At 58.3% G+C, this 23,602-nt stretch carries 24 protein-coding genes and 1 pseudogene; 17 read left to right on the top strand and 8 right to left on the bottom strand.

What is annotated here, in order from left to right:
• The first annotated feature begins 4 nt into the window (after positions 1-4).
• Positions 5-859 carry a D-hexose-6-phosphate mutarotase gene (locus AC3IUF_RS22920; RefSeq protein WP_007917868.1) on the top strand — a complete coding sequence of 285 codons (855 nt, stop codon included), beginning with the start codon at positions 5-7 and terminating at the stop codon, positions 857-859.
• A 217-nt stretch (positions 860-1,076) separates the two neighbouring features.
• Here AC3IUF_RS22920 and AC3IUF_RS22915 read toward each other — a convergent pair whose 3' ends face one another.
• A complete protein-coding gene (locus AC3IUF_RS22915) occupies positions 1,077-1,937 on the bottom strand; it encodes a MurR/RpiR family transcriptional regulator (RefSeq protein WP_171057240.1) in 861 nt (286 codons plus the stop codon).
• A gap of 226 nt (positions 1,938-2,163) precedes the next feature.
• On the opposite strand from AC3IUF_RS22915, the gene zwf reads away from it, so the two are divergent.
• From zwf to AC3IUF_RS22895, 4 genes are all read left to right on the top strand, one after another.
• The gene (gene zwf / locus AC3IUF_RS22910) at positions 2,164-3,630 is read left to right on the top strand and encodes a glucose-6-phosphate dehydrogenase (RefSeq protein ID WP_489279382.1); all 1,467 of its coding nucleotides are present in this window, start codon (positions 2,164-2,166) and stop codon (positions 3,628-3,630) included.
• On the top strand, positions 3,617-4,330 hold the full coding sequence (gene pgl / locus AC3IUF_RS22905) for a 6-phosphogluconolactonase (protein ID WP_007917859.1): 714 nt from the start codon (positions 3,617-3,619) through the stop codon (positions 4,328-4,330). The genes zwf and pgl overlap by 14 nt, the downstream gene beginning before the upstream one ends.
• Positions 4,331-4,347: 17 nt before the next feature.
• Positions 4,348-5,013, top strand: a complete 666-nt coding sequence (locus tag AC3IUF_RS22900; protein WP_489279380.1) for a bifunctional 4-hydroxy-2-oxoglutarate aldolase/2-dehydro-3-deoxy-phosphogluconate aldolase — start codon at positions 4,348-4,350, stop codon at positions 5,011-5,013.
• A 280-nt stretch (positions 5,014-5,293) separates the two neighbouring features.
• Positions 5,294-5,872 carry a peptidase associated/transthyretin-like domain-containing protein gene (locus tag AC3IUF_RS22895; RefSeq protein WP_489279378.1) on the top strand — a complete coding sequence of 193 codons (579 nt, stop codon included), beginning with the start codon at positions 5,294-5,296 and terminating at the stop codon, positions 5,870-5,872.
• On the opposite strand, the gene AC3IUF_RS22890 is transcribed toward AC3IUF_RS22895, so the two are convergent.
• Together AC3IUF_RS22890 and AC3IUF_RS22885 are read right to left on the bottom strand one after the other, a co-directional pair.
• Positions 5,869-7,050 carry an aminotransferase class V-fold PLP-dependent enzyme gene (locus AC3IUF_RS22890; RefSeq protein WP_489279376.1) on the bottom strand — a complete coding sequence of 394 codons (1,182 nt, stop codon included), beginning with the start codon at positions 7,048-7,050 and terminating at the stop codon, positions 5,869-5,871. The genes AC3IUF_RS22895 and AC3IUF_RS22890 overlap by 4 nt on opposite strands.
• Positions 7,051-7,079: 29 nt before the next feature.
• Positions 7,080-7,316, bottom strand: a complete 237-nt coding sequence (locus tag AC3IUF_RS22885) for a DUF3820 family protein (RefSeq protein ID WP_003227425.1) — start codon at positions 7,314-7,316, stop codon at positions 7,080-7,082.
• A 205-nt stretch (positions 7,317-7,521) separates the two neighbouring features.
• On the opposite strand from AC3IUF_RS22885, the gene AC3IUF_RS22880 reads away from it, so the two are divergent.
• Entirely contained in the window at positions 7,522-7,989 is a 468-nt protein-coding gene (locus tag AC3IUF_RS22880; protein WP_007917852.1) for a ferritin-like domain-containing protein, read from the top strand.
• Between the two features lie 378 nt (positions 7,990-8,367).
• Here AC3IUF_RS22880 and AC3IUF_RS22875 read toward each other — a convergent pair whose 3' ends face one another.
• The gene (locus AC3IUF_RS22875; protein ID WP_401276775.1) at positions 8,368-8,838 is read right to left on the bottom strand and encodes a MaoC family dehydratase; all 471 of its coding nucleotides are present in this window, start codon (positions 8,836-8,838) and stop codon (positions 8,368-8,370) included.
• A 42-nt stretch (positions 8,839-8,880) separates the two neighbouring features.
• Positions 8,881-9,825: an alpha/beta hydrolase gene (locus AC3IUF_RS22870; RefSeq protein ID WP_414893481.1), complete on the bottom strand. Its 945-nt coding sequence runs from the start codon at positions 9,823-9,825 to the stop codon at positions 8,881-8,883.
• A gap of 200 nt (positions 9,826-10,025) precedes the next feature.
• Between AC3IUF_RS22870 and fadD2 the strand changes: the two genes are divergently transcribed.
• Positions 10,026-11,714 carry a long-chain-fatty-acid--CoA ligase FadD2 gene (fadD2, locus tag AC3IUF_RS22865; protein ID WP_095112256.1) on the top strand — a complete coding sequence of 563 codons (1,689 nt, stop codon included), beginning with the start codon at positions 10,026-10,028 and terminating at the stop codon, positions 11,712-11,714.
• Positions 11,715-12,061: 347 nt separating this feature from the next.
• Entirely contained in the window at positions 12,062-13,759 is a 1,698-nt protein-coding gene (fadD1, locus tag AC3IUF_RS22860) for a long-chain-fatty-acid--CoA ligase FadD1 (protein ID WP_007917844.1), read from the top strand.
• Between the two features lie 247 nt (positions 13,760-14,006).
• On the opposite strand, the gene AC3IUF_RS22855 is transcribed toward fadD1, so the two are convergent.
• Complete coding sequence (locus AC3IUF_RS22855; protein ID WP_007917843.1) at positions 14,007-14,384, bottom strand: hypothetical protein; 378 nt, start codon at positions 14,382-14,384, stop codon at positions 14,007-14,009.
• A 197-nt stretch (positions 14,385-14,581) separates the two neighbouring features.
• Here AC3IUF_RS22855 and AC3IUF_RS22850 point away from each other — a divergent pair, with 197 nt between their 5' ends.
• The 3 genes from AC3IUF_RS22850 to def all read left to right on the top strand — a co-directional run bounded on the left by AC3IUF_RS22850 (position 14,582) and on the right by def (position 16,430).
• Positions 14,582-14,773, top strand: a complete 192-nt coding sequence (locus AC3IUF_RS22850; protein ID WP_007917841.1) for a CsbD family protein — start codon at positions 14,582-14,584, stop codon at positions 14,771-14,773.
• Positions 14,774-14,937: 164 nt separating this feature from the next.
• Positions 14,938-15,888 carry a YihY/virulence factor BrkB family protein gene (locus AC3IUF_RS22845; RefSeq protein WP_007917840.1) on the top strand — a complete coding sequence of 317 codons (951 nt, stop codon included), beginning with the start codon at positions 14,938-14,940 and terminating at the stop codon, positions 15,886-15,888.
• A gap of 2 nt (positions 15,889-15,890) precedes the next feature.
• Complete coding sequence (def, locus tag AC3IUF_RS22840; protein ID WP_489279372.1) at positions 15,891-16,430, top strand: peptide deformylase; 540 nt, start codon at positions 15,891-15,893, stop codon at positions 16,428-16,430.
• Positions 16,431-16,553: 123 nt separating this feature from the next.
• Here the strand turns inward: def and AC3IUF_RS22835 are convergent, their stop codons facing one another.
• Positions 16,554-16,970 carry a GNAT family N-acetyltransferase gene (locus AC3IUF_RS22835; protein ID WP_007917838.1) on the bottom strand — a complete coding sequence of 139 codons (417 nt, stop codon included), beginning with the start codon at positions 16,968-16,970 and terminating at the stop codon, positions 16,554-16,556.
• A gap of 325 nt (positions 16,971-17,295) precedes the next feature.
• Here AC3IUF_RS22835 and AC3IUF_RS22830 point away from each other — a divergent pair, with 325 nt between their 5' ends.
• The 6 genes and pseudogenes from AC3IUF_RS22830 (at position 17,296) to AC3IUF_RS22805 (ending at position 22,805) form a co-directional block, all read left to right on the top strand.
• A complete protein-coding gene (locus tag AC3IUF_RS22830; protein ID WP_489279370.1) occupies positions 17,296-18,237 on the top strand; it encodes a fatty acid desaturase in 942 nt (313 codons plus the stop codon).
• Positions 18,238-18,377: 140 nt separating this feature from the next.
• Positions 18,378-19,169, top strand: coding sequence for a phosphate/phosphite/phosphonate ABC transporter substrate-binding protein (locus AC3IUF_RS22825; RefSeq protein WP_489279369.1), 792 nt, complete (start codon positions 18,378-18,380; stop codon positions 19,167-19,169).
• 196 nt (positions 19,170-19,365) lie between these two features.
• A complete protein-coding gene (locus AC3IUF_RS22820) occupies positions 19,366-19,893 on the top strand; it encodes a sigma-70 family RNA polymerase sigma factor (protein WP_095112251.1) in 528 nt (175 codons plus the stop codon).
• Positions 19,890-20,903 (top strand): ABC transporter substrate-binding protein, encoded by a 1,014-nt coding sequence (locus AC3IUF_RS22815; RefSeq protein ID WP_095112250.1) that lies wholly within the window; start codon positions 19,890-19,892, stop codon positions 20,901-20,903. Before AC3IUF_RS22820 ends, AC3IUF_RS22815 begins: the two co-directional genes overlap by 4 nt.
• Positions 20,904-21,485: 582 nt before the next feature.
• Positions 21,486-22,262, top strand: a pseudogene (locus AC3IUF_RS22810) (PAS domain-containing protein); the annotation flags it as partial.
• A gap of 3 nt (positions 22,263-22,265) precedes the next feature.
• Complete coding sequence (locus tag AC3IUF_RS22805; RefSeq protein WP_225919999.1) at positions 22,266-22,805, top strand: methyl-accepting chemotaxis protein; 540 nt, start codon at positions 22,266-22,268, stop codon at positions 22,803-22,805.
• Between the two features lie 139 nt (positions 22,806-22,944).
• Here the strand turns inward: AC3IUF_RS22805 and AC3IUF_RS22800 are convergent, their stop codons facing one another.
• Entirely contained in the window at positions 22,945-23,490 is a 546-nt protein-coding gene (locus AC3IUF_RS22800; protein WP_007917816.1) for a hypothetical protein, read from the bottom strand.
• Positions 23,491-23,602: the final 112 nt, after the last annotated feature.

Here is a 23,602-nt window from a genome sequence, read left to right as displayed (position 1 = left end):
GCCAATGCATGAGCATCCGCTACAACGCTTCTTCAAATCCCTGCGTGAACAACCGGTGTTCGCCTGGGAGCGCTATCAGATGCGCGACGTCTTGGTGATCGATCACCCGCTGTGTCAGGCGGTGTTCAGTCGTCAGGGCGCGCAGTTGCTGCACTTTCAGCCGCGTGGGCAAAAGCCGTGGTTGTGGTGTGCGGCGAAGTGGCCGCACGTGGGTGCCATTCGCGGTGGTGTGCCGGTGTGCTGGCCGTGGTATGGCCGTCATCCGAGCGAAAACGCCTGGCCGTCCCATGGTTGGGCGCGCTTGCTCGACTGGAAGTTGCTCGACAGCAGCAGCGCCGAAGACGGCGTGCGCCTGCATTGGCAATTGCAGCTGTGCGACTGGCAGGTTGATTTGCATGCACACCTGGGCGAACGCATGGAATTACGCCTGAGCACCGAGCATCAGGACGACATGCCGTGCCAGTTGAGCCAGGCTTTGCACGCTTACTGGCGTATTGGCGATGTCGGTGAGATAGCGCTGTCTGGGCTCGAAGGGGCGCAGGGTTATGACCAGTTGAATCGCCAGGTTTGCCAGCAGGAAGGTGAGTTGCGAGTGGATGGCGGCTGTCAGCGGGTGTTCCAGCACGACGGCGAATTGCAGTTGAAAGATCACGCCTGGCAGCGTGAGTTGTGCATCGATACCGGGGACAGCGCGGACACGGTGGTGTGGCATCCGGGAGCGCGGCCGTTGTTGGGCGTGACGTGGGATGAGATTTCCGAGTTCGTGTGCGTGGAAGCGGCGGCGGGCGGGACGGACAGTCTACATCTGGCGCCGGGGGAGAAGGCGCATTTGAGTTTGCAGGCGTGGGCGGCGGCTTGAGAGTGTCAAGTACACCGATACCCTCACCCTAGCCCTCTCCCGGGGGGAGAGGGGACCGAATGGGGGATATTCGAGAGATGCACCGACATGAACGAATGTCGGTGAATCCATAATCGACTCAGTGTTTCAGGTCGATGTATAGCGCAAGACACCTCGGTCGGCTCCCTCTCCCTCCGGGAGAGGGCTGGGGTGAGGGTTGGCTTTCGCTTTTAGCGCCTTAGTTGAACTCGTCACCCACCGGATACCGGCTGGCATTCAAGCTCTCTTTGATCTTGCGCAAATGCGGCTGGAAATCCACTCCGCGACGCAAGGTCATCCCGGTCGCCAACACATCCAGCACCGTCAACTGAATGATCCGCGACGTCATCGGCATATAAATGTCGGTGTCTTCCGGCAACGGAATATTCAGGCTCAAGGTACTCGCCTTGGCCAGCGGCGAATTCTCCGCCGTCAAACCCAACACCGAAGCGCCGTTCTCGCGAGCAATGCGCGCCACTTCGACCAGCTCACGGGTACGGCCGGTGTAGGAGATGATCACGAACAACTCACCGGTGTGCGCCACCGAGGCAATCATCCGTTGCATCAACACATCGGCGTGCGCGGTGACGGCGAGGTTGAAGCGGAAGAACTTGTGCTGCGCATCCAGCGCCACCGGTGCCGAAGCACCAAGGCCGAAGAAGTGGATCTGTCGCGCCTGAATCAACAGGTCGACGGCGCGGCTGATCAGGTTCGGATCAAGCGCCTGGCAAGCACTGTCCAGCGACGCGATGGCGCTGCCGAAAATCTTCTGCGTGTACGCCTCGGGATTGTCGTCGGCCTCAACCGCGCGGCTGACATACGCCGCGCCGCTGGCCAGGCTCTGCGCCAGTTGCAGCTTGAGTTCGGGATAGCCGCTGACACCGAACGAACGGCAGAAACGGTTGACCGTCGGTTCGCTCACCGAGGCCGCCTGGGCGAGGGCGGCGATGCTGAAGCGGGTGGCCTGCTGCGGGTTGAGCAGGATCACCTCGGCGACTTTGCGTTCGGCCTTGTTCAGGTCTTCAAGGCGACTCTGGATCTGTTCCAGTAAATTTCGCACGCGGTCCATATGGAATTCCTAATTCACCTGCGCAAAGGTGCGCCGGGCTATGCAAATTGGGCCTTTGATATGGCCCGTAACGGTGGCCTATCCTACTGATGGCTCCGACCGACCACCACTCGGAATCTGTATTTTGCGAAAATGTTGTGGTTATTACTACATTTTCCCTTGAGTGATGCCTTGAAAAAAGGTATTTGTAGCTTAACTTGATAAAAGAACAAACATCATGCCTTCGATTACGGTTGAACCGTGCACCTTTGCCTTGTTCGGCGCGCTTGGCGATCTGGCCCTGCGCAAGCTGTTTCCTGCCCTTTATCACCTCGATGGCGCTGATCTGCTGCACGAGGACACGCGCATCATCGCGTTGGCGCGTGAAGAAGGTTCCGAGCAACAGCACATGGCGTTCATCGCCGCCGAACTGCGTCGTTATGTAGGCAAAGAGCTGGACGAGGCCGTCGCCGAGCGTTTTCTCGCACGCCTGACCTATCTGCACGTCGACTTCCTCAGATCTGAAGATTATGTGGCGCTGGCCGAACTGGCCGGCAGCGCGCAACGCATGATTGCCTACTTCGCCACGCCGGCAGCGGTGTACGGCGCGATCTGCGAGAACCTGGCGAAAGTCGGTCTGGCAGAAAATACCCGTGTGGTGCTGGAAAAACCGATCGGCTCCGACCTCGAATCGTCGCGCAAGGTGAACGACGCGGTAGCGCAGTTCTTCCCGGAAAACCGCACCTACCGCATCGACCACTACCTGGGCAAAGAAACCGTTCAGAACCTGATCGCCCTGCGTTTCGCCAACAGCCTGTTCGAAACCCAGTGGAACCAGAATTACATCTCCCACGTGGAAATCACCGTGGCCGAGAAGGTTGGCATCGAAGGCCGCTGGGGCTACTTCGACAAGGCCGGCCAACTGCGCGACATGATCCAGAATCACCTGTTGCAGTTGCTCTGCCTGATCGCCATGGACCCGCCGGCTGACCTGTCCGCCGACAGTATCCGTGACGAGAAAGTCAAAGTGCTCAAGGCGCTCGCGCCGATCAGTCCGGAAGGCCTGACCACGCAGGTCGTGCGCGGCCAGTACATCGCCGGCCACAGCGAAGGCAAATCCGTACCGGGTTACCTCGAAGAACCGAATTCCAACACCCAGAGCGACACCGAAACCTTCGTCGCTCTGCGTGCCGACATCCGCAACTGGCGCTGGGCCGGCGTGCCGTTTTACCTGCGTACCGGCAAACGCATGCCGCAAAAGCTGTCGCAGATCGTCATCCACTTCAAGGAACCGTCGCACTACATTTTTGCGCCGGAACAACGCCTGCAGATCAGCAACAAACTGATCATCCGCCTGCAACCGGACGAAGGCATTTCCTTGCGTGTGATGACCAAAGAGCAAGGCCTGGACAAAGGCATGCAACTGCGCAGCGGGCCGCTGCAACTGAATTTCTCCGACACCTGGCGTAGCGCGCGGATCCCCGATGCCTACGAGCGGTTGTTGCTGGAAGTGATGAACGGCAATCAGAACCTGTTTGTCCGTAAAGATGAAATTGAAGCCGCGTGGAAATGGTGTGACCAGCTGATCGCCGGGTGGAAAAAATCCGGTGACGCGCCCAAGCCGTATGCGGCCGGGTCGTGGGGGCCGATGAGCTCCATTGCATTGATCACGCGGGACGGGAGGTCGTGGTATGGCGATATCTGATGTGCAACTGCCTGCGGGCGTGAACGCTCACGAATACAAGAGCCCGGTGCTGTTGGCCGAAGGTCTGGCGCTGAACGTCGCCAAGCAATTGAGCGAGGCCATTGCGGCACGCGGCAACGCGGTGCTGGTGGTGTCTGGCGGTCGTAGCCCGGTGGCGTTTTTCCAGCACCTGGCCAAGCAGGATCTGGACTGGTCGAAGGTCGTCGTGACCCTCGCCGACGAACGCTGGGTACCGGTTGAACACGCCGACAGCAATGCCGGTTTGCTCAAGCAATATTTGCTCAAAGGCCCGGCGGCCAAGGCGCAGTTCCTCAGCCTGTATAGCGCGGCGGCCAACGTCGAGCAGGCTGCTGAACAGGCTGATCGATTGCTCGCCGAATTGCCGCCGATTGACGTGCTGGTGCTGGGCATGGGTGATGACGGTCACACCGCGTCGCTGTTCCCCGACAGCCCGAACCTCACCGAAGCCTTGCAGGCTGATGGCGCGCGTCGTTGCTGGCCAATGCTGGCGCCGAGCGTGCCGCGTCAGCGTCTGACCATGAGCCGAGCGCTGCTGGCCTCTGCGAAGCACAAGATTCTGTCGATTTCCGGTCAGTCGAAACTGACCACCCTGAATGCCGCACTGGCATCCGACGACGTCGCCACCATGCCGGTGCGCGCGTTTCTGCAACCTACGTTAGAGATTTACTGGTGCCCATGAGCCAAGGAACAGCCGCTATGACAACCCCATCCCCGACCGTTTCCATGGCGGACAAAGTTGCCCTGATCGACAGCCTCTGCGCCAAGGCGCGGATCCTGCCGGTGATCACCATCGCTCGTGAACAGGACGTGCTGCCACTGGCCGACGCTCTGGCTGCCGGTGGTCTGACCGCGCTGGAAGTGACCCTGCGTTCGCAGTTCGGCCTCAAGGCCATTCAGATCCTGCGCGACCAGCGTCCAGAACTGATGACCGGTGCCGGCACCGTACTGGATCGCAACATGCTGGCTGCTGCCGAAGCGGCCGGTTCGCAATTCATCGTCACCCCGGGCATTACCCGTGACCTGCTGGAAGCCAGCGTCGACAGCCCGATTCCGCTGTTGCCGGGCATCAGCAACGCCTCCGGCATCATGGAAGGTTATGGTCTGGGTTATCGCCGCTTCAAGCTGTTCCCGGCTGAGGTCAGCGGTGGCGTGGCGGCAATCAAGGCCCTCGGCGGTCCGTTCGGCGAAGTGAAATTCTGCCCGACTGGCGGCGTCGGCCCGGCCAACATCAAGAGCTATATGGCGTTGAAAAACGTCATGTGCGTCGGCGGTAGCTGGATGCTTGATACGGAGTGGATCAAGAACGGCGACTGGGCGCGTATTCAGGAATGCACCGCCGAGGCATTGGCGCTGCTGGACTGATTGTTACCAGACACTTCGTTGTGTGTTCTACGGCTTTACGGTGCGCTTGGTCGGTGCACCGTTTTTTTTTGCCTGAAAATTGCTGTGTAGAAGCTATGTATGAGCTGTCGAGTGAAACGAGGCTGCGATCTTTTGACCTTGCTCTTGAGCGCCAACATCAAAAGATCGCAGCCTTCGGCAGCGCCTACATCGACACCGTTACGACGCGATACATAGTTACCGCACAACCGCGTTGGCGTGACGCTAATCTGCGTTCATCTTACGGAAGAGAGAACGCCTCATGGACGACCATCAATCAGCAGACTTGCCCCATCAGCCTCTTCGGCAACGGCACACTCATATCCCTGGCAGCTTCGATTGGCGCAAAACCGAAGGCAAGGTGCGCAACATCAGTGGCGGCATCGAAGGCCTGCCCCTGATTTTGCGTCTGGTCCTGGTCGACGCCATGACCGGTGAGCCAGTGGTTGGCGCCGAGGTCCGGATCGAACAGAACATCGGCGCCGACAGCCTGTGCGGCGCCCAGTCGACCGACAGCCAAGGCATCGTGCGGTTTACCAGTATTTACCCGGATCAGCACTCTGGCGGGGCCTCGTGCATCGCCATGACCGTGTGCATCGCCAGTGATGATCAACACCCGCAGTCACATCAGGAGGCCTGGGCAGGACGGCTGCATCTTCCGGATGTCTGTAGCTGTGAAACGGCGGGGGATGATGCTTCGCGACTGGTGTTGCGAGCGATTGGCGGGGAAGGTCTTGAGGACGGCTACTTCGGCAGCCTGACGATCGGCGTCGACACCTTTGCGGTGTCGTCGCAGATCGGCCTTGCAGGTTACGAGAAGTCCACAGGCGCGGTGTTTTAGCGCAGCTCGTTCAGCGCGCGGACCAGCAACTGCATGTCGCCAGCGGTGGTGGTCAGCCCCGGTGTAATGCGGATGCTCGGTCCGCTGGCGGCGCCGTTACGCACCACGGTGAACAGGTTGTAATCATTGAGCAGGCGCTCCGCCATCGCTTGTTGATCGTCGTGCCGGGTGAAACGCAGCGATGTGATGCCGCAATACAGCCTTGGATCGTCTGGCGTCATGACTTCGATGCCCGGCAAGTGCCTTACCGCGCTGACCCACAGATTGCGCAGATAATTGACGCGAGCGCCTTTGGCCGGTGCACCGCCGAGGGAGCGGTGCTCCTCGAACACCAGCGGCAAGGTCATCAGTGCTGGAATGTTGGGCGTGCTGTACGACGTGCGCGCACGGATATCATTGGCCGGGTAATGCATTTCACCCATATCCGGATCAATGTCGGCCAGGCGTTGCGGTGCGATATAGAGGAAGCCGAGGGTGAGCGGGGCACCGATCCATTTGTGCAGGTTGTATCCGGCGAACGCGATGCCGAGGGAGTCGAGGTCGAACTCGATCTGACCGAGTGCATGGGCGCCGTCGAGGATGACATCGACGCTATGCTCTTTGGCGAGCGCGGCGATGGCTTGTACCGGCATGACCAGGCCGGTGCGGTGAGTGACGTGAGTCAGGGCCATCAGCTTGATCTTCGGGTGGCCGCTGAACGCTTCGCGGTAAGTCTCCACCAGGCTGTCGTAACTCGCTGGGTGCGCGTGGGCAATCTCGATCACCTCGGCGCCACGATGTCTGGCCAGCCAGCGCATGGCGCCTTTGACCGTGTCGTATTCCAGATCACTGATCAGCACCTGATCGCCCGGTTGCAAGCGGTTGTAGTTGCGGATCAGCGACTGCAGGCCTTCGGTGGCGTTACGGGTGAAGGCTACGCTCTGCGCGCGCACACCGATCAGCTCGGCCAGTTGCGCACGGATATCGAGGTTGTCGTGCTGCTCGAAACGCTGGCGCACGTACACCGAATTGCTGGTGTTGATCAGCTCGATATTGCGCTGGTATTCCTCGATTACTGTGCGCGACATGCGCCCGAAGTAACCGTTTTCCAGGTTCACGGGACCGGGTTGAACGTCGTAACGGTCGGCGAACGTTTGCCAGAAGGCTTCGTCACGGGCACGGCGGGTGTTATCGGGCATGGTCGGCTGACTCTAGAGAGGAGGGCGCTTCAATGGCGCGGGGCAGGTTTGCCGTGTTTGGCGCGCAGCGGTTCGAGCAAGTCCGAGAGGCCGTTATGGTCGATCTCCTGCATCAGCGCGAGCAGGCCGCCGAGTTCGCCGTGAGGGAAACCTTCCCGGGCAAACCAGTTCAGGTACGGCCCCGGGAGGTCAGCAATGATTCGGCCCTTGTACTTGCCGAAGGGCATTTCGCGGGTGATCAGCAGTTCGAGTTTTTCGGGATTCATCAGGGATTTCGTCTGGCTTCAAATCAGCTTGGAAAATACAGGCATTCTGCATGCAGGCCAAATGACAGATCATGCAAATAACCGTGATACAGATAGTTCACTTATCTTTAACTAATTGATAATTAAAGGAATTCTATAAATAAAAAAGCTGGCACGCACACTGCAATATCCCTTGCATCTTCAACCAATCGCAAGGAATTGAAAAATGACCGACATGAATAAAGAAGCCATCTCTGTACTCAATGACCTGATTGAAACCTGCAAGGACGGTCAGGAAGGGTTCAAGACTTGCGCCGAAGACATCAAACATCCAGAACTGAAAACCCTGTTTGTCACCCGCTCTGCCGATTGCGCAACCGCTGCAGCAGAACTGCAGGCCGAAGTTCGCAAGCTGGGCGGCGATCCGGAAACTTCCACCAGCGTCAGCGGTGACCTGCACCGTCGTTGGGTCGACGTCAAAGCCATGTTCACCGGCAAGGACGAAGAAGCTGTGCTGAACGAAGCCGAGCGCGGTGAAGACCACGCACTGAAGGCCTACAAAGAAGCCCTCGAGAAAATCACCAAGCACAACCTGGTGGGTATTCGTGATCTGGTTGAACGCCAATACCACGGCGTACAACGCAACCACGACCAAGTGAAAGCCCTGCGTAACCAGGCTCGTGCTCGCTCTTAAGCGTTCGCCGGGTACAAAAAACGCCAGCGAGTCTGGCGTTTTTTTATGTCTGGGGGAAAGCCAAAGCAAGAGCCCCTCACCCTAGCCCTCTCCCGGAGGGAGAGGGGACTGATCCAGGTGTTCTGTCGAGGTACGCCGACCTGAAATATCCAGTCGAACTCAAGATCTGAAAACCACGGAGATCGGCTCCCTTTCCCCCTCGCCCCTTGGGGGAGAAGGGACTGATTGGGGTGAATGTGGGAGATACACCGACTTGAACGATCTGAGGTGAACTCAGGTTTTGAAAAGCATCGAGATCGGCTCCCTTTCCCCCTCGCCCCCCAGGGGGAGAGGGCTGGGGTGAGGGGGAAAAGCGCTCACTGACACACCACAAATCAATCAGCCAATGCTGATCGCCGGCAGCGTCGGCAACGTTACCGTCTGCTGCTTGCGCGGCGCCAGAATCTCCGCCTCACCATCCACTACCAACTCATCGCGCTGGTTGTACACACGAGTGGCAATGCGCACACGAAACTTTGGCAGCTTCTCGAGAATTTCCAGACGCACGGTCAGCGTGTCACCGATCTTCACCGGTTTCTGAAAACTCATCTGCTGGCCAATATAAATAGTGCCCGGCCCAGGCAGTTCACAGGCCACCGCTGCACTGATCAAAGCACCGCTGAACATACCGTGAGCGATACGCTCCTTGAACATGCTCGCGGCGGCAAATTCGGCGTCAAGGTGCACCGGGTTGTGGTCGCCGGACATGGCGGCGAACAGTTGAATATCGCGTTCTTCGACGGTCTTGCTGTAGCTGGCGGTCTGGCCGACTTCGAGGGCTTCGTAAGGGATGTTGGTAACCTGGGTCATCGGTCTCGATTCCTGTGACGGATTCAGTGAATCCACAAAAAATTATTCGCTGCGCTGAGGGCGCGGATGGCTCAGGGCCTGATCGATCCAGGCCAGCACATCAGCGATCACTTCGTCGCGATTGGTTTCGTTGAACAATTCGTGCCGCGCCTGCGGGTAGATCTTCAGTTGCAGGTGCTGGCTGCCGGCCGTGCGCAAGGCATTGGCCAGATCTGTCAGACGCTTGCCTTCACTCACCGGATCACATTCGCCGCCGATTACCAGCAGCGGCAGGCCCGGATCGATCTGCGCGAGATTGGACGCTTTGCTGATCTGCTGCAAGCCGCCGAGCAGGTCGATCCACAGTTGATTGGTGCAGCGAAAGCCACACAGCGGGTCGTTGGCGTACAAGTCGACCTCCGCCGGATCGCGGCTGAGCCAGTCGAAGCGTGTGCGCACCGGTTTGAATTGGTTATTGAACGAGCCGAACGACAGCCATTCGATCAGCGCACTGCGGCCCTTGCCACCCTGACGGAGTTTTTCCAGGCGGGCGATCTGCCGCGCAGCGCGGTACAGCGCAACGGGCTGAAAGTTGGAACCACTGAGAATCGCTCCGTGCAGACTGGCGCTGTGATGCAGCAAATAACCTTGGGCGATGTAACTGCCCATGCTGTGGCCCAGCAGGATGATCGGCACGCCGGGGTGCTGCTGGCCGATGTGCTGATTGAGGCTGGCCAGATCGCCGAGCACTTTGCACCAGCCATCGTCATCGGCGAAGTGGCCGAGGGTACCGTGATTGGCGGTTTTGCCATGTCCGCGTAAATCCGGCGCATACACGCCATATCCTTTGTCGCAAAACGTGTCGGCCAGTCGTGCGTAGCGGCCGCTGTGTTCCGCCATGCCGTGGGCCAGCAGGATCACCGCTTTCAACGGCGCCGCCGGCAGCCATTGATTGACGAACAGGCGGCTGCGGTCACTCGCGTCCAGCCATAGGGTGTCGTGGATCATGGCGATTCCTTTGCTCAGAGTCGGATCATTGTATAGCGCGTCTGATCAGCCCACGCCACGGCAGGAAGATTCACACGATCAATGACGGCTTTGCCCATATTTGCCTCAATGGCCATAACTGCTAGTGTCCGTGAAGCTCCGCTTTTTCAGAAATGACAGAAAGCGGCCCCGGATCAGCTCAGGTAAAGAGGACAAGAACAATGCAACCTGATTTCTGGAACGACAAACGCCCGGCCGGCGTACCGCTGGACATCGATATGGGTGAGTTCAAGTCGGTGATCGAGGTGTTCGAGCGTTCCTGCAAGAAGTTCGCCGATCGCCCGGCGTTCAGCAATATGGGCATCACCCTGACCTACGCTGAACTCGAGCGCCAGAGCGCCGCCTTCGCCGGTTACCTGCAGGCGCATACCGATCTGGTCCCGGGGGATCGCATTGCGGTGCAGATGCCCAACGTCCTGCATTACCCGATTGCCGTGTTCGGTGCACTGCGTGCCGGGCTGATCGTGGTCAACACCAACCCGCTGTACACCGCGCGGGAGATGCGCCATCAGTTCAAGGATTCCGGCGCACGAGCACTGGTGTACCTGAACATGTTCGGCCAGAAAGTCCAGGAAGTGCTGCCCGACACCGACATTCAATACCTGATCGAAGCGAAGATGGGCGACCTGATGCCCACTGCCAAGGGTTGGCTGGTCAACACCGTGGTCAGTAAAGTGAAGAAAATGGTCCCGGCGTATTCGCTGCCGCAGGCGATCTCCTTCAAAAGTGCACTGCGCATGGGCCGTGGCCTTGGGGTCAAGCCGCTGAAGGTCGGTCTCGACGACATCGCCGTGCTGCAATACACCGGCGGCACCACCGGCCTGGCCAAAGGCGCGATGCTCACTCACGGCAATCTGGTGGCGAACATGCAGCAAGTGCGCGCCTGTCTCGCGCAACTCGGCCCGGACGGCCAGCCGCTGCTGCGCGAAGGCCAGGAAGTGATGATTGCGCCGCTGCCGCTGTATCACATCTATGCGTTCACGGCGAACTGCATGTGCATGATGGTTTCCGGCAACCACAACGTGCTGATCACCAACCCGCGCGACATTGCCGGCTTCATCAAGGAGTTGAAGAACTGGCGCTTCTCGGCGCTGCTGGGCTTGAACACCTTGTTCGTGGCGCTGATGGATCACGCGGATTTCAAGACCCTCGATTTCTCCAGTCTGAAGCTCACCAACTCCGGCGGCACCGCGCTGGTCAAGGCCACCGCCGAGCGCTGGGAGCAAATAACCGGTTGCCGCATCACCGAAGGTTACGGCCTCACCGAAACATCACCGGTGGCCTGTACCAACCCGTACGGCGATCAATCGCGGCTGGGCACGGTCGGCCTGCCAGTGCCGGGCACGTTGCTGAAAGTCATCAACGATGATGGTGTCGAACAGCCGATGGGCGAGCGCGGCGAGTTGTGCATCAAGGGCCCGCAGATCATGAAAGGTTATTGGCATAAGCCTGAAGCCACTGCCGAAGTGCTGGATGCCGAGGGCTGGTTCAAGTCCGGTGACATTGCGGTGATCGATCCGGACGGCTTTGTGCGAATCGTCGATCGCAAGAAGGACATGATCATCGTCTCCGGTTTCAACGTGTACCCCAATGAAATCGAAGACGTGGTGATGGCGCATCCGAAAGTCGCCAATTGCGCAGTGATCGGCGTGCCGGACGAGCGCTCGGGCGAGGCGGTGAAGTTGTTTGTGGTGGCGCGGGAAACGGGGGTCAGTCTTGAAGAGCTCAAGGCCTACTGCAAAGAGAATTTCACCGCTTACAAAGTGCCGAAACACATTGTGTTGCGTGAGTCATTGCCGATGACGCCTGTCGGGAAAATTCTGCGGCGCGAGTTGCGCGATATCGCATAAAGACCAGAAGCAAAAAGATCGCAGCCTGCGGCAGCTCCTACCTTGGAATACATTTCCTGTAGGAGCTGCCGAAGGCTGCGATCTTTTGCTTTAAGTCCCCGAAAACCGGGGCTTTAAGGTTGTTCTAGGATTTTTGCTCTAAAATGACTGCTAGATAGTCTTGAGTCATGATAATGACTGTAGGGGCCGCTTTTGGCTCTAGTCGACCCTTGGCAAAGCTGCTACTCTCGGCGCGCTTTGTGACTTCTCGGCCTATATAAAAGCCAGATTCACCAATACCAAACACACACCAATAATAATCGCATCAAATGCGGTGAAGAATTCGCGTTGCTGAGGAGTGGGCTTCCATGATCGAAGACTTTTGGAAGGATAAATACCCGGCTGGAATTGCTGCCGACATCAATCCGGACGAGTATCCGAACATTCAGGCAGTGTTGAAGCAATCCTGCCAACGCTTCGCCAACAAACCGGCTTTCAGCAACCTGGGCAAGACAATCACCTACGGTGAATTGTACGAATTGTCCGGTGCGTTTGCCGCGTATCTGCAACAGCATACCGATTTGCAGCCCGGTGATCGAATCGCCGTGCAACTGCCCAACGTTCTGCAGTACCCGGTAGCCGTCTTCGGTGCGATTCGCGCCGGGCTGATCGTGGTCAACACCAACCCGCTGTACACCGCGCGGGAAATGGAACACCAATTCAATGACTCCGGCGCCAAGGCGCTGGTGTGCCTGGCGAACATGGCGCACCTGGCCGAAGCCGTGGTGCCGAAAACCGGCGTCAAACACGTTATCGTCACTGAAGTCGCCGACCTGTTGCCGCCGATCAAGCGTCTGCTGATCAACAGCGTCATCAAGTACGTGAAAAAAATGGTGCCGGCCTATCACCTGCCCAAAGCCGTCAAGTTCAACGACGTGCTGAGCAAGGGCCAGGGCCAGCCGGTGGCCGAAGCCAATCCGCACAGCGGCGACGTTGCGGTGCTGCAATACACTGGCGGCACTACTGGCGTGGCCAAAGGCGCGATGCTGACCCATCGCAACCTTGTCGCCAACATGCTGCAGTGCAAAGCGCTGATGGGCTCCAACCTCAATGAAGGTTGCGAAATCCTGATCACGCCGCTGCCGCTGTACCACATCTATGCGTTCACCTTTCATTGCATGGCGATGATGCTGATCGGCAACCACAACATCCTGATCAGCAACCCGCGCGACCTGCCGGCGATGGTCAAGGAACTGTCGAAGTGGAAGTTCAGCGGTTTCGTCGGTCTCAACACGCTGTTCGTGGCGCTGTGCAACAACGAAGGTTTCCGCAAGCTGGATTTCTCTGCGCTGAAAGTCACCTTGTCCGGCGGCATGGCCCTGCAACTGGCTGCTGCCGAGCGCTGGAAAGCGGTGACCGGTTGCGCTATCTGTGAAGGTTACGGCATGACCGAAACCAGTCCGGTGGCCACGGTCAACCCGATCCAGAACATCCAGATCGGCACCATCGGTATTCCGGTGCCATCGACACTGTGCAAAGTCATCGACGATGCCGGTGTCGAGCAGCCGTTGGGTGAAATCGGCGAGCTGTGCGTCAAGGGCCCGCAAGTGATGAAGGGTTACTGGCAGCGTCAGGAAGCCACCGATGAAATGCTCGATAGCGAAGGCTGGCTGAAGACCGGTGACATTGCGCTGATCCAGCCGGACGGCTACATGCGCATCGTCGATCGCAAGAAAGACATGATTCTGGTCTCCGGTTTCAACGTCTACCCGAACGAACTGGAAGACGTGCTGGCGACCCTGCCGGGCGTGTTGCAGTGCGCGGCCATCGGCGTGCCGGACGAGAAGTCGGGCGAGGCGATCAAGATCTTCATCGTTGCCAAGCCGGGCGTCACGCTGACCAAGGAAACGGTGATGGAGCACATGCGCGCCAACGTCACCGGCTACAAGGTGCCGCGTTCGGTGGAATTCCGCGATGCGCTGCCGACCACCAACGTCGGCAAGATCCTGCGCCGCGAGTTGCGTGATGAAGAGCTGAAGAAGATCAAGGCCAAGTCCGCCGCCTAAAACACGAAGCCCCGCAGATGCGGGGCTTTTTGTTGGTGTATGCGGGGGAGTTTGCAGTGTCCGGTAAATTCTACCCCCTCACCCCAACCCTCCCGAAACGTCGGACCGCCCCCAGGGGGGCGAGGGGGAAGGGAGCTGATCGGGGGCTTTTCAGAATCTGAGTTCGACTCGATATTTCAGGTCGGTGTACCTCGTCCAGACACCTAGGTCAGTCCCCTCTCCCTCCGGGAGAGGGCTAGGGTGAGGGCTATTGACGGAACGGCGCGAAATTCACATTAGTCCCCGCCGGGCGCATGTCCTGCAGATACGAATCCTTGTCCGCACTCAATTCCAGGCTCAATGCCGCTTTACGCTTGCCTTCGTTGCGAATCACCAGCCCTTCAAGCTTTTCGCGCAGGAACACCGTCGGCACTTTCAGGTGCAGCAGTTCGTCAGTGGCCGGCGTGTGCATCAGCAAGTGAATCCACTCGTACTGACCGATGGCCAAACGCGACACTGGCAGGTCGAACCACCAGATGTTGCGGTTACGGTTCAGTTCGGCGAAATGGCAGTTGTTGGTGCCGAGCACGGCACCGCCCAGTTCCTTGTTGCGTCGGGCGATGGCCTGCGTTTTATCGAGTTTCATAACATTCCTGCGGGATCAGTTCCTGGCGCTTGGCGCCCATATGTTGCGCATTCTCGGGGCTACGCACGCAAACATAAAGCCCAACCTGCACGCCACGACGAAATGAACCCCTGAAAATAAATGAAACTTGGCGCAAACCCGGCCAGTCAATCATTACGTACTGACTTTTCCCCCTAATTGCACCAAGGAGAAACACCATGAGTAGCACAGGCGATAAAGTAAAAGGCATGGCCAACGAAGCGGTCGGCAACGTTAAGCAAGGCGTCGGTAAAGCCACCGACAACAGCAAGCTGCAGGCCGAAGGCAAGATTCAAGAGAAAAAAGGTGAGGCCCAGCAAGCGGTCGGCAAAGCCAAGGACGCGGTCAAAAAAGGCGTCGACAAGGCGTAATTCAGCCTTGAACGAAAGACAAGAACGGCCATCCAAGGATGGTCGTTTTTGTGTCGAAATTCTGCAGAGACCCGGCAAGGTTCGCCAAACAGGCTACCTTGATGTAAAAAACGGCCCCTGAGTCGCCACGACTTCAACCTGTATTGCGGCGAAAGGAGACGCGAATGATTTTTCCGGACATGAAAGGTCTGCCCCTGCACCGGGTGATGGTGCGCACGGTCACTGAATTCGTCGACGACGAGATGTCGACCTACGCCTCGGCACTGGCCTACCAGATGCTGTTCTCGCTGTTCCCGTTCATTCTGTTTCTGATTGCCCTGATCGGTTTCCTGCACCTGCCGGACTTCTTCTCCTGGCTGCGCCTGCAATCGGAACTGGTCCTGCCGCCACAGGCGCTGGAGCAGGTCAATCCGGTGATCGACCAGTTGCAGCAGTCCAAGGGTGGTTTGCTTTCAGTCGGTATCGTTATCGCCCTGTACACCGCTTCCGCGGGCGTGCGCTTGATGATGAGCGCGATGAACGCCGCGTACGACGTGGTCGAGGGCCGGCCGATCTGGAAGCGTTTTCCGCTGTCGATTGTCTACACCGTCGGCATTGCCGGCATGCTGCTGGTGGCCGCCGCGCTGATGGTGCTCGGGCCGCAAGTGATGGGCTGGATCGCCGCGCAGGTGGGTCTGGAAGACTTCATCGTCACCGTGTGGACGATTGCGCGCTGGCCGGTGATCGTGATTCTGATGATGGTCGCCGTGGCACTGATCTACTACGTCATGCCCGACGTCAAACAGGAGTTCCGCTTCATCACCCCCGGTTCGGTATTGGCTGTGGTGGTGTGGATCATCGCCTCGTTGGGGTTCGCGTTCTACGTGAAAACCTTCGCCAACTACAACGCGATGTATGGCAGCATCGGGGCGATCATCGTGCTGTTGCTGTATTTCTACATTTCCGCCGCGGTGCTGTTGCTTGGCGCCGAGATGAATGCGGTGATCGAGCACATGTCCAGCGAGGGCAAGGATGCGGGTGAGAAAGTCCCCGGCGAACTCGATGAACATCCCAAACAACACGTCTCGGGCCTGGGCCGCGATCATTCGCTCAAGCCGGACACTGACGAAGTCTGATCATGATTCGTGAAATTCTGAAAATGGGCGACGAGCGCCTGCTGCGTATCGCCCCGCCCGTGCCGGCCGAGATGTTCGACAGCCCTGAGCTGTGGCAACTGATCGACGACATGTTCCAGACCATGGAAAGCGTCGGTGGTGTCGGCCTGGCTGCGCCGCAGATCGGTGTCGATCTGCAACTGGTGATCTTTGGTTTCGAACACAGCGAACGTTACCCGGACGCTGAAGCGGTGCCGCAGACGATCCTGATCAATCCACTGATCACACCGTTGAGTCCGCTGACGGAAGAGGGCTTTGAAGGCTGTCTGTCGGTACCGGGGTTGCGCGGTGCGGTGGATCGTTATCAGCAGATTCGCTATGAAGGGTTTGATCCGAAGGGCGAGCCGATTGTGCGCACTGCGTCGGGCTTCCACGCACGGGTTGTGCAGCACGAATGCGATCACCTGATCGGTCGGTTGTACCCGTCGCGGATCGCCGACTTCACTAAGTTCGGTTTTACCGAAGTGATGTTCCCGGACCTTGATCCCGCAGCAGACGACTAATCCCCGAGAACACCACAATCCCCGTGTAGGAGTGAGCCTGCTCGCGATAGCGGTATGTCAGTCACCGAGAATGTCACTGACATACCGCTATCGCGAGCAGGCTCACTCCTACAGGGTTTTGCATCAGATTGACGGTCTCAGCTCCATCGCAATCATCGGCTTGCTCCGCGCATACCGGCTCAAGCGCTCCGCCATCGCCTGGGGCAGCGCCGGGTCGAAGGTGAACCCGCGCCGCTCATAAAACTCACGCAGATCCGGATGGCAGAACAGCCACACCGGCTCGCTCACATTCTGCACCGCCGCCGCGATCAACTGTGCGGCAATCCCCTGCTCACGACATCCCGGATCAACAAAAAGCCCGGTCAACCAGTGCCCGCCCGCGACCGGCCGCAAGCACAGCGCGGCAACAATTTCTCCCCGTCGCGCGACCCACAGCTGCGCATCGCGAACAGCTTTCATCGACGATTGATGGCTGCGGTAAAACTTGTTCATCAACGGCCATAACGACTCGTCGAGCAGGCTGTATTGGGTGTCGGGCATGGGATCGGACTGTCGGCGCTGAAAGCGGCGATTATAAAAGAACGCACGCAACAGGATAGGTGTATACCTGAGCCTACATCCCCTGTGAGTGGAGTACGCATCATGTCCAAAGGTATGGATTCAAAGAAAGCCGCGAAGAAGAAACCGGCCAAGACCGCGATTGAAAAACGCGCAGAGAAGAAAGCCAAAAAGGTCGACATCTTCGGTCACTGATCACGCCTTTCCGGAGCCCGGTTCTCGGGCTCCTGCCTGAACCCGAAAATAATCTGCAAGATTGCGCATCGTCGTTGCACAGAAGGGCAAGAATCCCGTTCCGAGCAATGCCATGCCCCATTACTTCGACGCCGCCCATCGTCAGCAGATCGAAACCCTGCGCCAACGCTTTACCGCCCGCACCGAATGGCCGACCTGGCTGTTGCTGATCGGCGTCTATGGCGGCTGGTTTGCCATTGTTCTCAATAGTCACTGGCTCGGTCGTGGCTTGAGCACGCTGTTGCTGATCCCGTTGCTGGTGCTGTGGCTGTCGTTGCAGCACGAGTTGCTGCACGGGCATCCGACGCGCTGGGTGCGCTTCAACAAGATCCTTGGCTACGCGCCGTTTGCCGTGTGGTATCCGTACACGCTGTATCGCGACAGCCATTTGCTGCATCACCGCGATGAGGATCTCACCGTGCCCGGCGTCGATCCGGAAAGCCGCTATCTGACCCGCGTTGGCTGGCAGCGCAGTTCGCTGTTCGAGCGCAGCTTGCATTGGTTGAACAAAACCGTGCTCGGACGCTTCCTGATTGGCGCCCCGCTAGCGCTGCTAGCGTTGGCCAAAGAACAGTTGCAGCAGCTGAAAAACGGCGAGCGCCAAGCCTGGTTGATGTGGTTGACTCATGGTGCGTTTACATTATTGATGCTGTGGTTTGTCGCCCGTGTCAGCGTGCTGCCGGTCTGGCATTACCTGCTGCTGATCAGCGTGCCGGCGTTGTCGATCGCGATGATCCGCTCCTACTATGAACACCGTCCCCACGCACAACCCGAACAGCGCACGGTGTTGAACGAAGCGGCTTGGCCGTGGCGCTGGTTATTTCTGAATCTGAATTTTCATCTGGTGCATCACGACTTGCCCAAGCTTGCGTGGTACGACTTGCCCAAGGTTTACCGGATGCATCGCGAGCAATGGATCGCGCGCAGTGGCGGGTTTCTCGTGCGCGGGTATGGCGAGTTCTGGCGACGCCATGTTTTGAAGCCAATCGACAGCCCCGAGCATCCTTACCACTAACCCAAGAACACCACAAAACCCTGTAGGAGTGAGCCTGCTCGCGATAGCGGTGTGTCAGGCGCCGAAGATGTCACTGATGCACCGCTATCGCGAGCAGGCTCGCTCCCACATTGGCTATTTGTAACTCGGAAAAAATGTGTATGGCTCAACACCACACCGAACTCCTGATGTACATCGCCCCCGAGTCAATCCGCGTGGCGAATGAGCGCTGGATTGCGCGCATCCTTGAGCTGCTTGGCCACACTCGCCTGAGCGCTGAAGGCCTGTCGTTGCCCGAACTCTGGTTATCACCCGATCTGCTGCTCACGCAAACCTGCGGCTATCCGCTGATGACCGCTTTGCGCGGACAAGTGCGCATCGTCGGACGTCCTCGCTACGAACTGCCTGACGCCAGCGCCGGCAATCATTGCAGCCTGATCCTCGGCCGCGCTGATGACTCACGCAAAACGCTAGCGGACTTTCAAAACAGTCGAGGGGTGATCAACAGCGAAGATTCCAACAGTGGCATGAACCTGCTGCGTCAGCGTCTGGCGTCGTTGCAGCAAAACGGACAATTCTTTGCCTCGGTCGGCATCAGCGGCGGCCATCGCGAGAGCCTGCGCTGGCTGCGCGAACACCGCGCTGATCTGGCTGCCATCGACAGCGTTACCTACGCCTACCTGGCGCAGCATGCGCCGCAAGAGGTCAGCGCCTTGCGGGTGATTGCGCGCAGCGCCCTGAGCCCGACCCTGCCGTTCATTACCGTCGCCAGCGCCACGGACGAGCAGGTTGAGACGTTGCGGCGGATGATGAATCTGACTTTGCGCGAACTGCCCGAGGTCGCGCAGACCTTGGGGTTGCCTGAGGTGCTTGCTGCCAGCGAAAGCGATTATCAGATCTTGCTCGACTATCAGCGTGAGGCTGAAGAATGTGGCTATAGCCACTTACGCTAAAAGATCGCAGCCTTCGGCAGCTCCTACATCGAATGCGTACACCTGTAGGAGCTGCCGAAGGCTGCGATTTTTAGTTTTTATATTCTCGAATAGAATATAAAAATGAAATTTAAATATTATTAAAGAATAAGGCGCCTTGCTACGATCGCGCCACCGGAACACCGGACATTCAGCGACCCCTCATCAAGGAGCCCCTATGTCCGGCGCCGACCTTTCCCATCGTCACACTGTGGACGGCCTGTTTCGCGCCCACTATCGCTGGCTCTGTGCTTATCTGCACCGTCATCTGCATGACGCGGCCGGCAGCGAAGACATTGCCGCCGAAACCTTCGCCCAATTGCTCGAGGCCCCGGCACTGACGGCCATTCGTGAACCTCGCGCCTTGCTGACGACCATCGCCCAGCGTCTGCTTTATCAGCGCTGGCGACGTGCTGATCTGGAGCGTCGTCATCGCCAGTCAATCGACATTGATTACGCCGCCTCGCCTGAAGAGTTCGTCCAGCAATCGCAAACGCTCACTCGACTCGACCACAGCTTGCAGCGCTTGCCCGGCAAAGTCCGCGCGACGTTTCTGCTCGCCCGCATCGACGGCCTGACCTACCCGCAAATCGCCACCGAACTGGGCATCTCCCAGCGCTCGGTCAGTGTTTACATGAACCGTTCCCAAGCGTTGTGCGATCGCCACAGCGCCAACCAATTCCTGCAAGACAAGAGGTCCGCATGAGATCGATCAAAACCCTGCTCGGCACGTCGTTGCTGGCTCTGAGCCTCAGCGTTGGTGCTGTTTCGGCGACGGAGAAAACCGCGCCGATCCATTTCGGCGACATCACTTGGGAGAGCGGCAGTTTCATCACCGAAGTGCTGCGCCTGATCGTTGAAAAAGGCTATGGCTACCCGACCGACACGTTGCCCGGCAGTACGGTCAGCCTTGAGGCCGCATTGGCGAAAAACGATATTCAGGTGATTGGCGAAGAATGGGCCGGGCGTAGTCCGGCGTGGGTCAAGGCGGCCGCCGAAGGCAAGGTGTTCGGTTTGGGCGATACGGTCAAAGGCGCCACCGAAGGCTGGTGGGTACCTGAGTATGTGATCAAGGGCGACCCTGAGCGCGGGATCAAAGCGTTGGCGCCGGAGTTGAAGTCGGTGGCGGATCTGCCGCGCTACAAAGACGTGTTCCGCGACCCGGAAGATCCGTCGCGTGGGCGCTTCCTCAACAGCCCGACCGGCTGGACCTCGGAGATCGTCAACAGCCAGAAGCTCAAGGCTTATGCGCTAAATGACAGCTTCGTCAACTTCCGCACCGGTTCCGGCGCGGCGCTGGATGCCGAGGTGGCATCGTCGATCAAACGGGGCAAACCGGTGTTGTTCTACTACTGGTCACCGACGCCGCTGCTTGGCCGATTCAAACTGGTCAAACTGGAGGAACCGCCATTCGATGCCGAGGCCTGGAAGACCCTGGCCGATGCCAACAATCCCAACCCCAAGGGCACCCGCTCAATGCCGGCGAGCCTGGCGATTGGCGTATCGGCGCCGTTCAAGGCGCAGTATCCGGAGTTGGTGACGTTTTTTGAAAAGGTTGATTTGCCGATCGATCTGTTGAATCAGACCCTGGCCGGGATGAGTGAAAAACGTTTGCAGCCGAGGGTGGTAGCGCAGGCGTTTTTGCGTGATCAGCCGCAGGTCTGGAAGCCTTGGGTGCCTGCAGAGGTGGCGACCAAGGTGACTGGAAGTCTATAACTCGTTTCTGTCGTTTTTGTAGTGTTTGTAATGGCCTCATCGCTGGCAAGCCAGCTCCCACAGGAATTGCGCTGATTTGCAGAAGCGCAGAATCCTGTGTGAGCTGGCTTGCCAGCGAAAGCGTCTGCCCCGCCAGCAATTCTTCCCGCGCTGAACCGTTTCTTGTGCAAAAAGTGCCAGATACTGGCCGACTAGTGGCCTTGCGCAGGTCTTCGCACTGGCTATGCTTCCCGTAACTAACTATGTCGACCGTCATGTCAAAACTTGCCGGACGCACAGCGTTAGTCCGTGAATTCATGCTGCCAGAGTGCGCAACCCAAGGCACCGACACTGAACCAACAAGGAGCGTCGCTTACATGGAAGTTCTTCAACGCGTTAGGGCTGGCCCGCGTGCGGGCTATCAAGAGAAGGATGTCTTGATTAGAGCGTCGCTGCATGGACGCTCCGATTGATCATCATTTATCACCTGACAACTTCCTCCCGTGGAGGAATGCGTGTGCCTGTTCTGTGGAACGTAGTGGTGGATCGTGAAAGAACTGAACTTTCATCAAATCAAAAGTCCGCGCGGAAGGTGATACAACCATGTTCAACCTACATCACAAGGCTGACCTGCAGGAAATCGAGCGCTTCAGCTGCGCCCTGACCGAGGCCAACGCCAAGTTGGCGGCGATCAGCCGCTCGATGGCAATGATCGAGTTCAGCCCTGACGGCATCGTTCTGGATGCCAATGAAAACTTCTGCAAGACCATGGGCTACAGCGCCGATGAAGTGCGTGGCAAACATCATCGGGTGTTTTGTGAAGAGACTTTCTATCGCAGCGAGGAGTACGCCAAATTATGGCGTGACCTGGCTCGCGGTGAGCCGATCAGCGGGACTTTTCTGCGTTTGAACAAGGCCGGCAGGGAAGTCTGGCTCGAAGCCAGTTACATGCCGGTGTATGGCCCGGACAAGCAAGTCCACAGCGTGATCAAAGTGGCTGCCGACATCACCGCTCGGGTGAATAAAGAGCACGAAGAAGAAAGCATGCTGGCGGCGATCAGCCGTTCCATGGCGGTGATCGAGTTCACCCCGGAAGGCAATGTCATTGCCGCCAACGACAACTTCCTCAAGACCATGCAGTACTCGCTCAACGAAATCGTCGGTCATCACCACAGCCTGTTCTGCCATCGTGCCGAAGCCGAGTCTGCGCAGTACAAGGCATTCTGGGCCTCGCTCAACCGTGGCGAATATCACTCGCACCGTTTCGAGCGCAAGAACAAGTCGGGGCAAATGGTTTATCTCGAAGCCTCGTACAACCCGTTATTCGATGCCAAAGGCCGCCTGTACAAAGTGGTGAAGTTCGCCAGCGACATCACCCATCAAATGACCACCTTGCAGAACGCCGCCGAATCGGCCCACAGCACCTCGGTACAAAACGACGCCTGCGCGCAAAAAGGCTCACAGGTCGTACAGCAAACCGTGCAGATCATTCAGGACATTTCCCGCGATCTCAACGAAGCCGCCGCCAGCATCGATGCAGTGAGCAAACAGTCGGACATCATCGGCACCATCGTTCAGACCATTCGCGGCATTGCCGATCAGACCAACTTGCTGGCGCTCAACGCGGCAATTGAAGCGGCGCGGGCCGGGGAGCATGGGCGCGGATTTGCGGTAGTGGCGGATGAGGTGCGTAGCCTCGCGGCGCGCACCAGTCAGGCGACGCTGGAGATTGTCGAGGTAGTGCGCAAAAACCATGACCTGTCGCTGAGTGCGGTGTCGAGTATGCAATCAAGTCTCAGCCGCACCGGGCTAGGGGTTGAGCTGGCGAATGAGGCGGGAGAGGTGATTCTGGAGATTCAGCAGGGCTCCCGGCATGTGGTGGATGCGATCAGCCAGTTCAATGAAACCCTGCAATTGAACTGATTCCACAAAGTGGCCTGTAGGAGCTGTCGAGTGGAACGAGGCTGCGATCTTTTGATTCGTTGTTGGAAGCAAGATCAAAAGATCGCAGCCTTCGGCAGCTCCTACAGGGGTACCGTGCGGTAGCCTGGAATCCGTGGTCTCAGAGCGCAGCGAGAAACTTGCCCGCCTGCTTGTCGCTGTCCTTCACATCGTTGTCTTTCTCCGCCTGCGCCAACTTCATCTTGTCCTGCAAGCGCTCGGCGATCTCTTTGCCGATGGCCAGTTGTTTCTCCGGCGGCATGGCTTTGATGTCGTCTTCGGTCAGCCCCATCGACTGCAGGATACTGTCGCGCAGACGCTGTTCCGGCGTCTTGCTCATGTAATCCTTGAACTCGTCGGTGGCGGACTTTGCCGAGGTTGTGGTGGCATCGGTGGCTTGCAGGTTGACGCGGGTCTTGGCGAACGCTTCGTCGACGTTGTCGCTGATGCGCGTGGCTTCGCTGACTTGCTGAGTGGCAATCTGCGTGGCCGAGTCCTGCACCTTGGCGGTGGCTTCGGCGGTTTGCGCCTGGGTCTGGTTTTGCAGGGTTTGCAGCATGGCGCCGTGCAGACCACCCTGCAGACCGGCGGCAGCAGTGGACGTCGCATCGTCATTCAGCGCTTTGGGCAGATGAATGATTTGCTGTTGTTTGGCACTGATCAACATGATGTGTGGACCTGAAGGTAATTGCTGACTGGCGTATCGGAGCAATTACCGTGCCTTCTAAGTAAGTCCTTTTATTTCAACAAGTTGACCATTGGCCAGGTGTGCGTGGCGG

Source organism: Pseudomonas sp. KH_040, assembly GCF_057839305.1.
The sequence above is the reverse complement of the archived record's forward strand: the minus strand, read 5'-3'. Positions and strand labels throughout refer to the sequence as shown.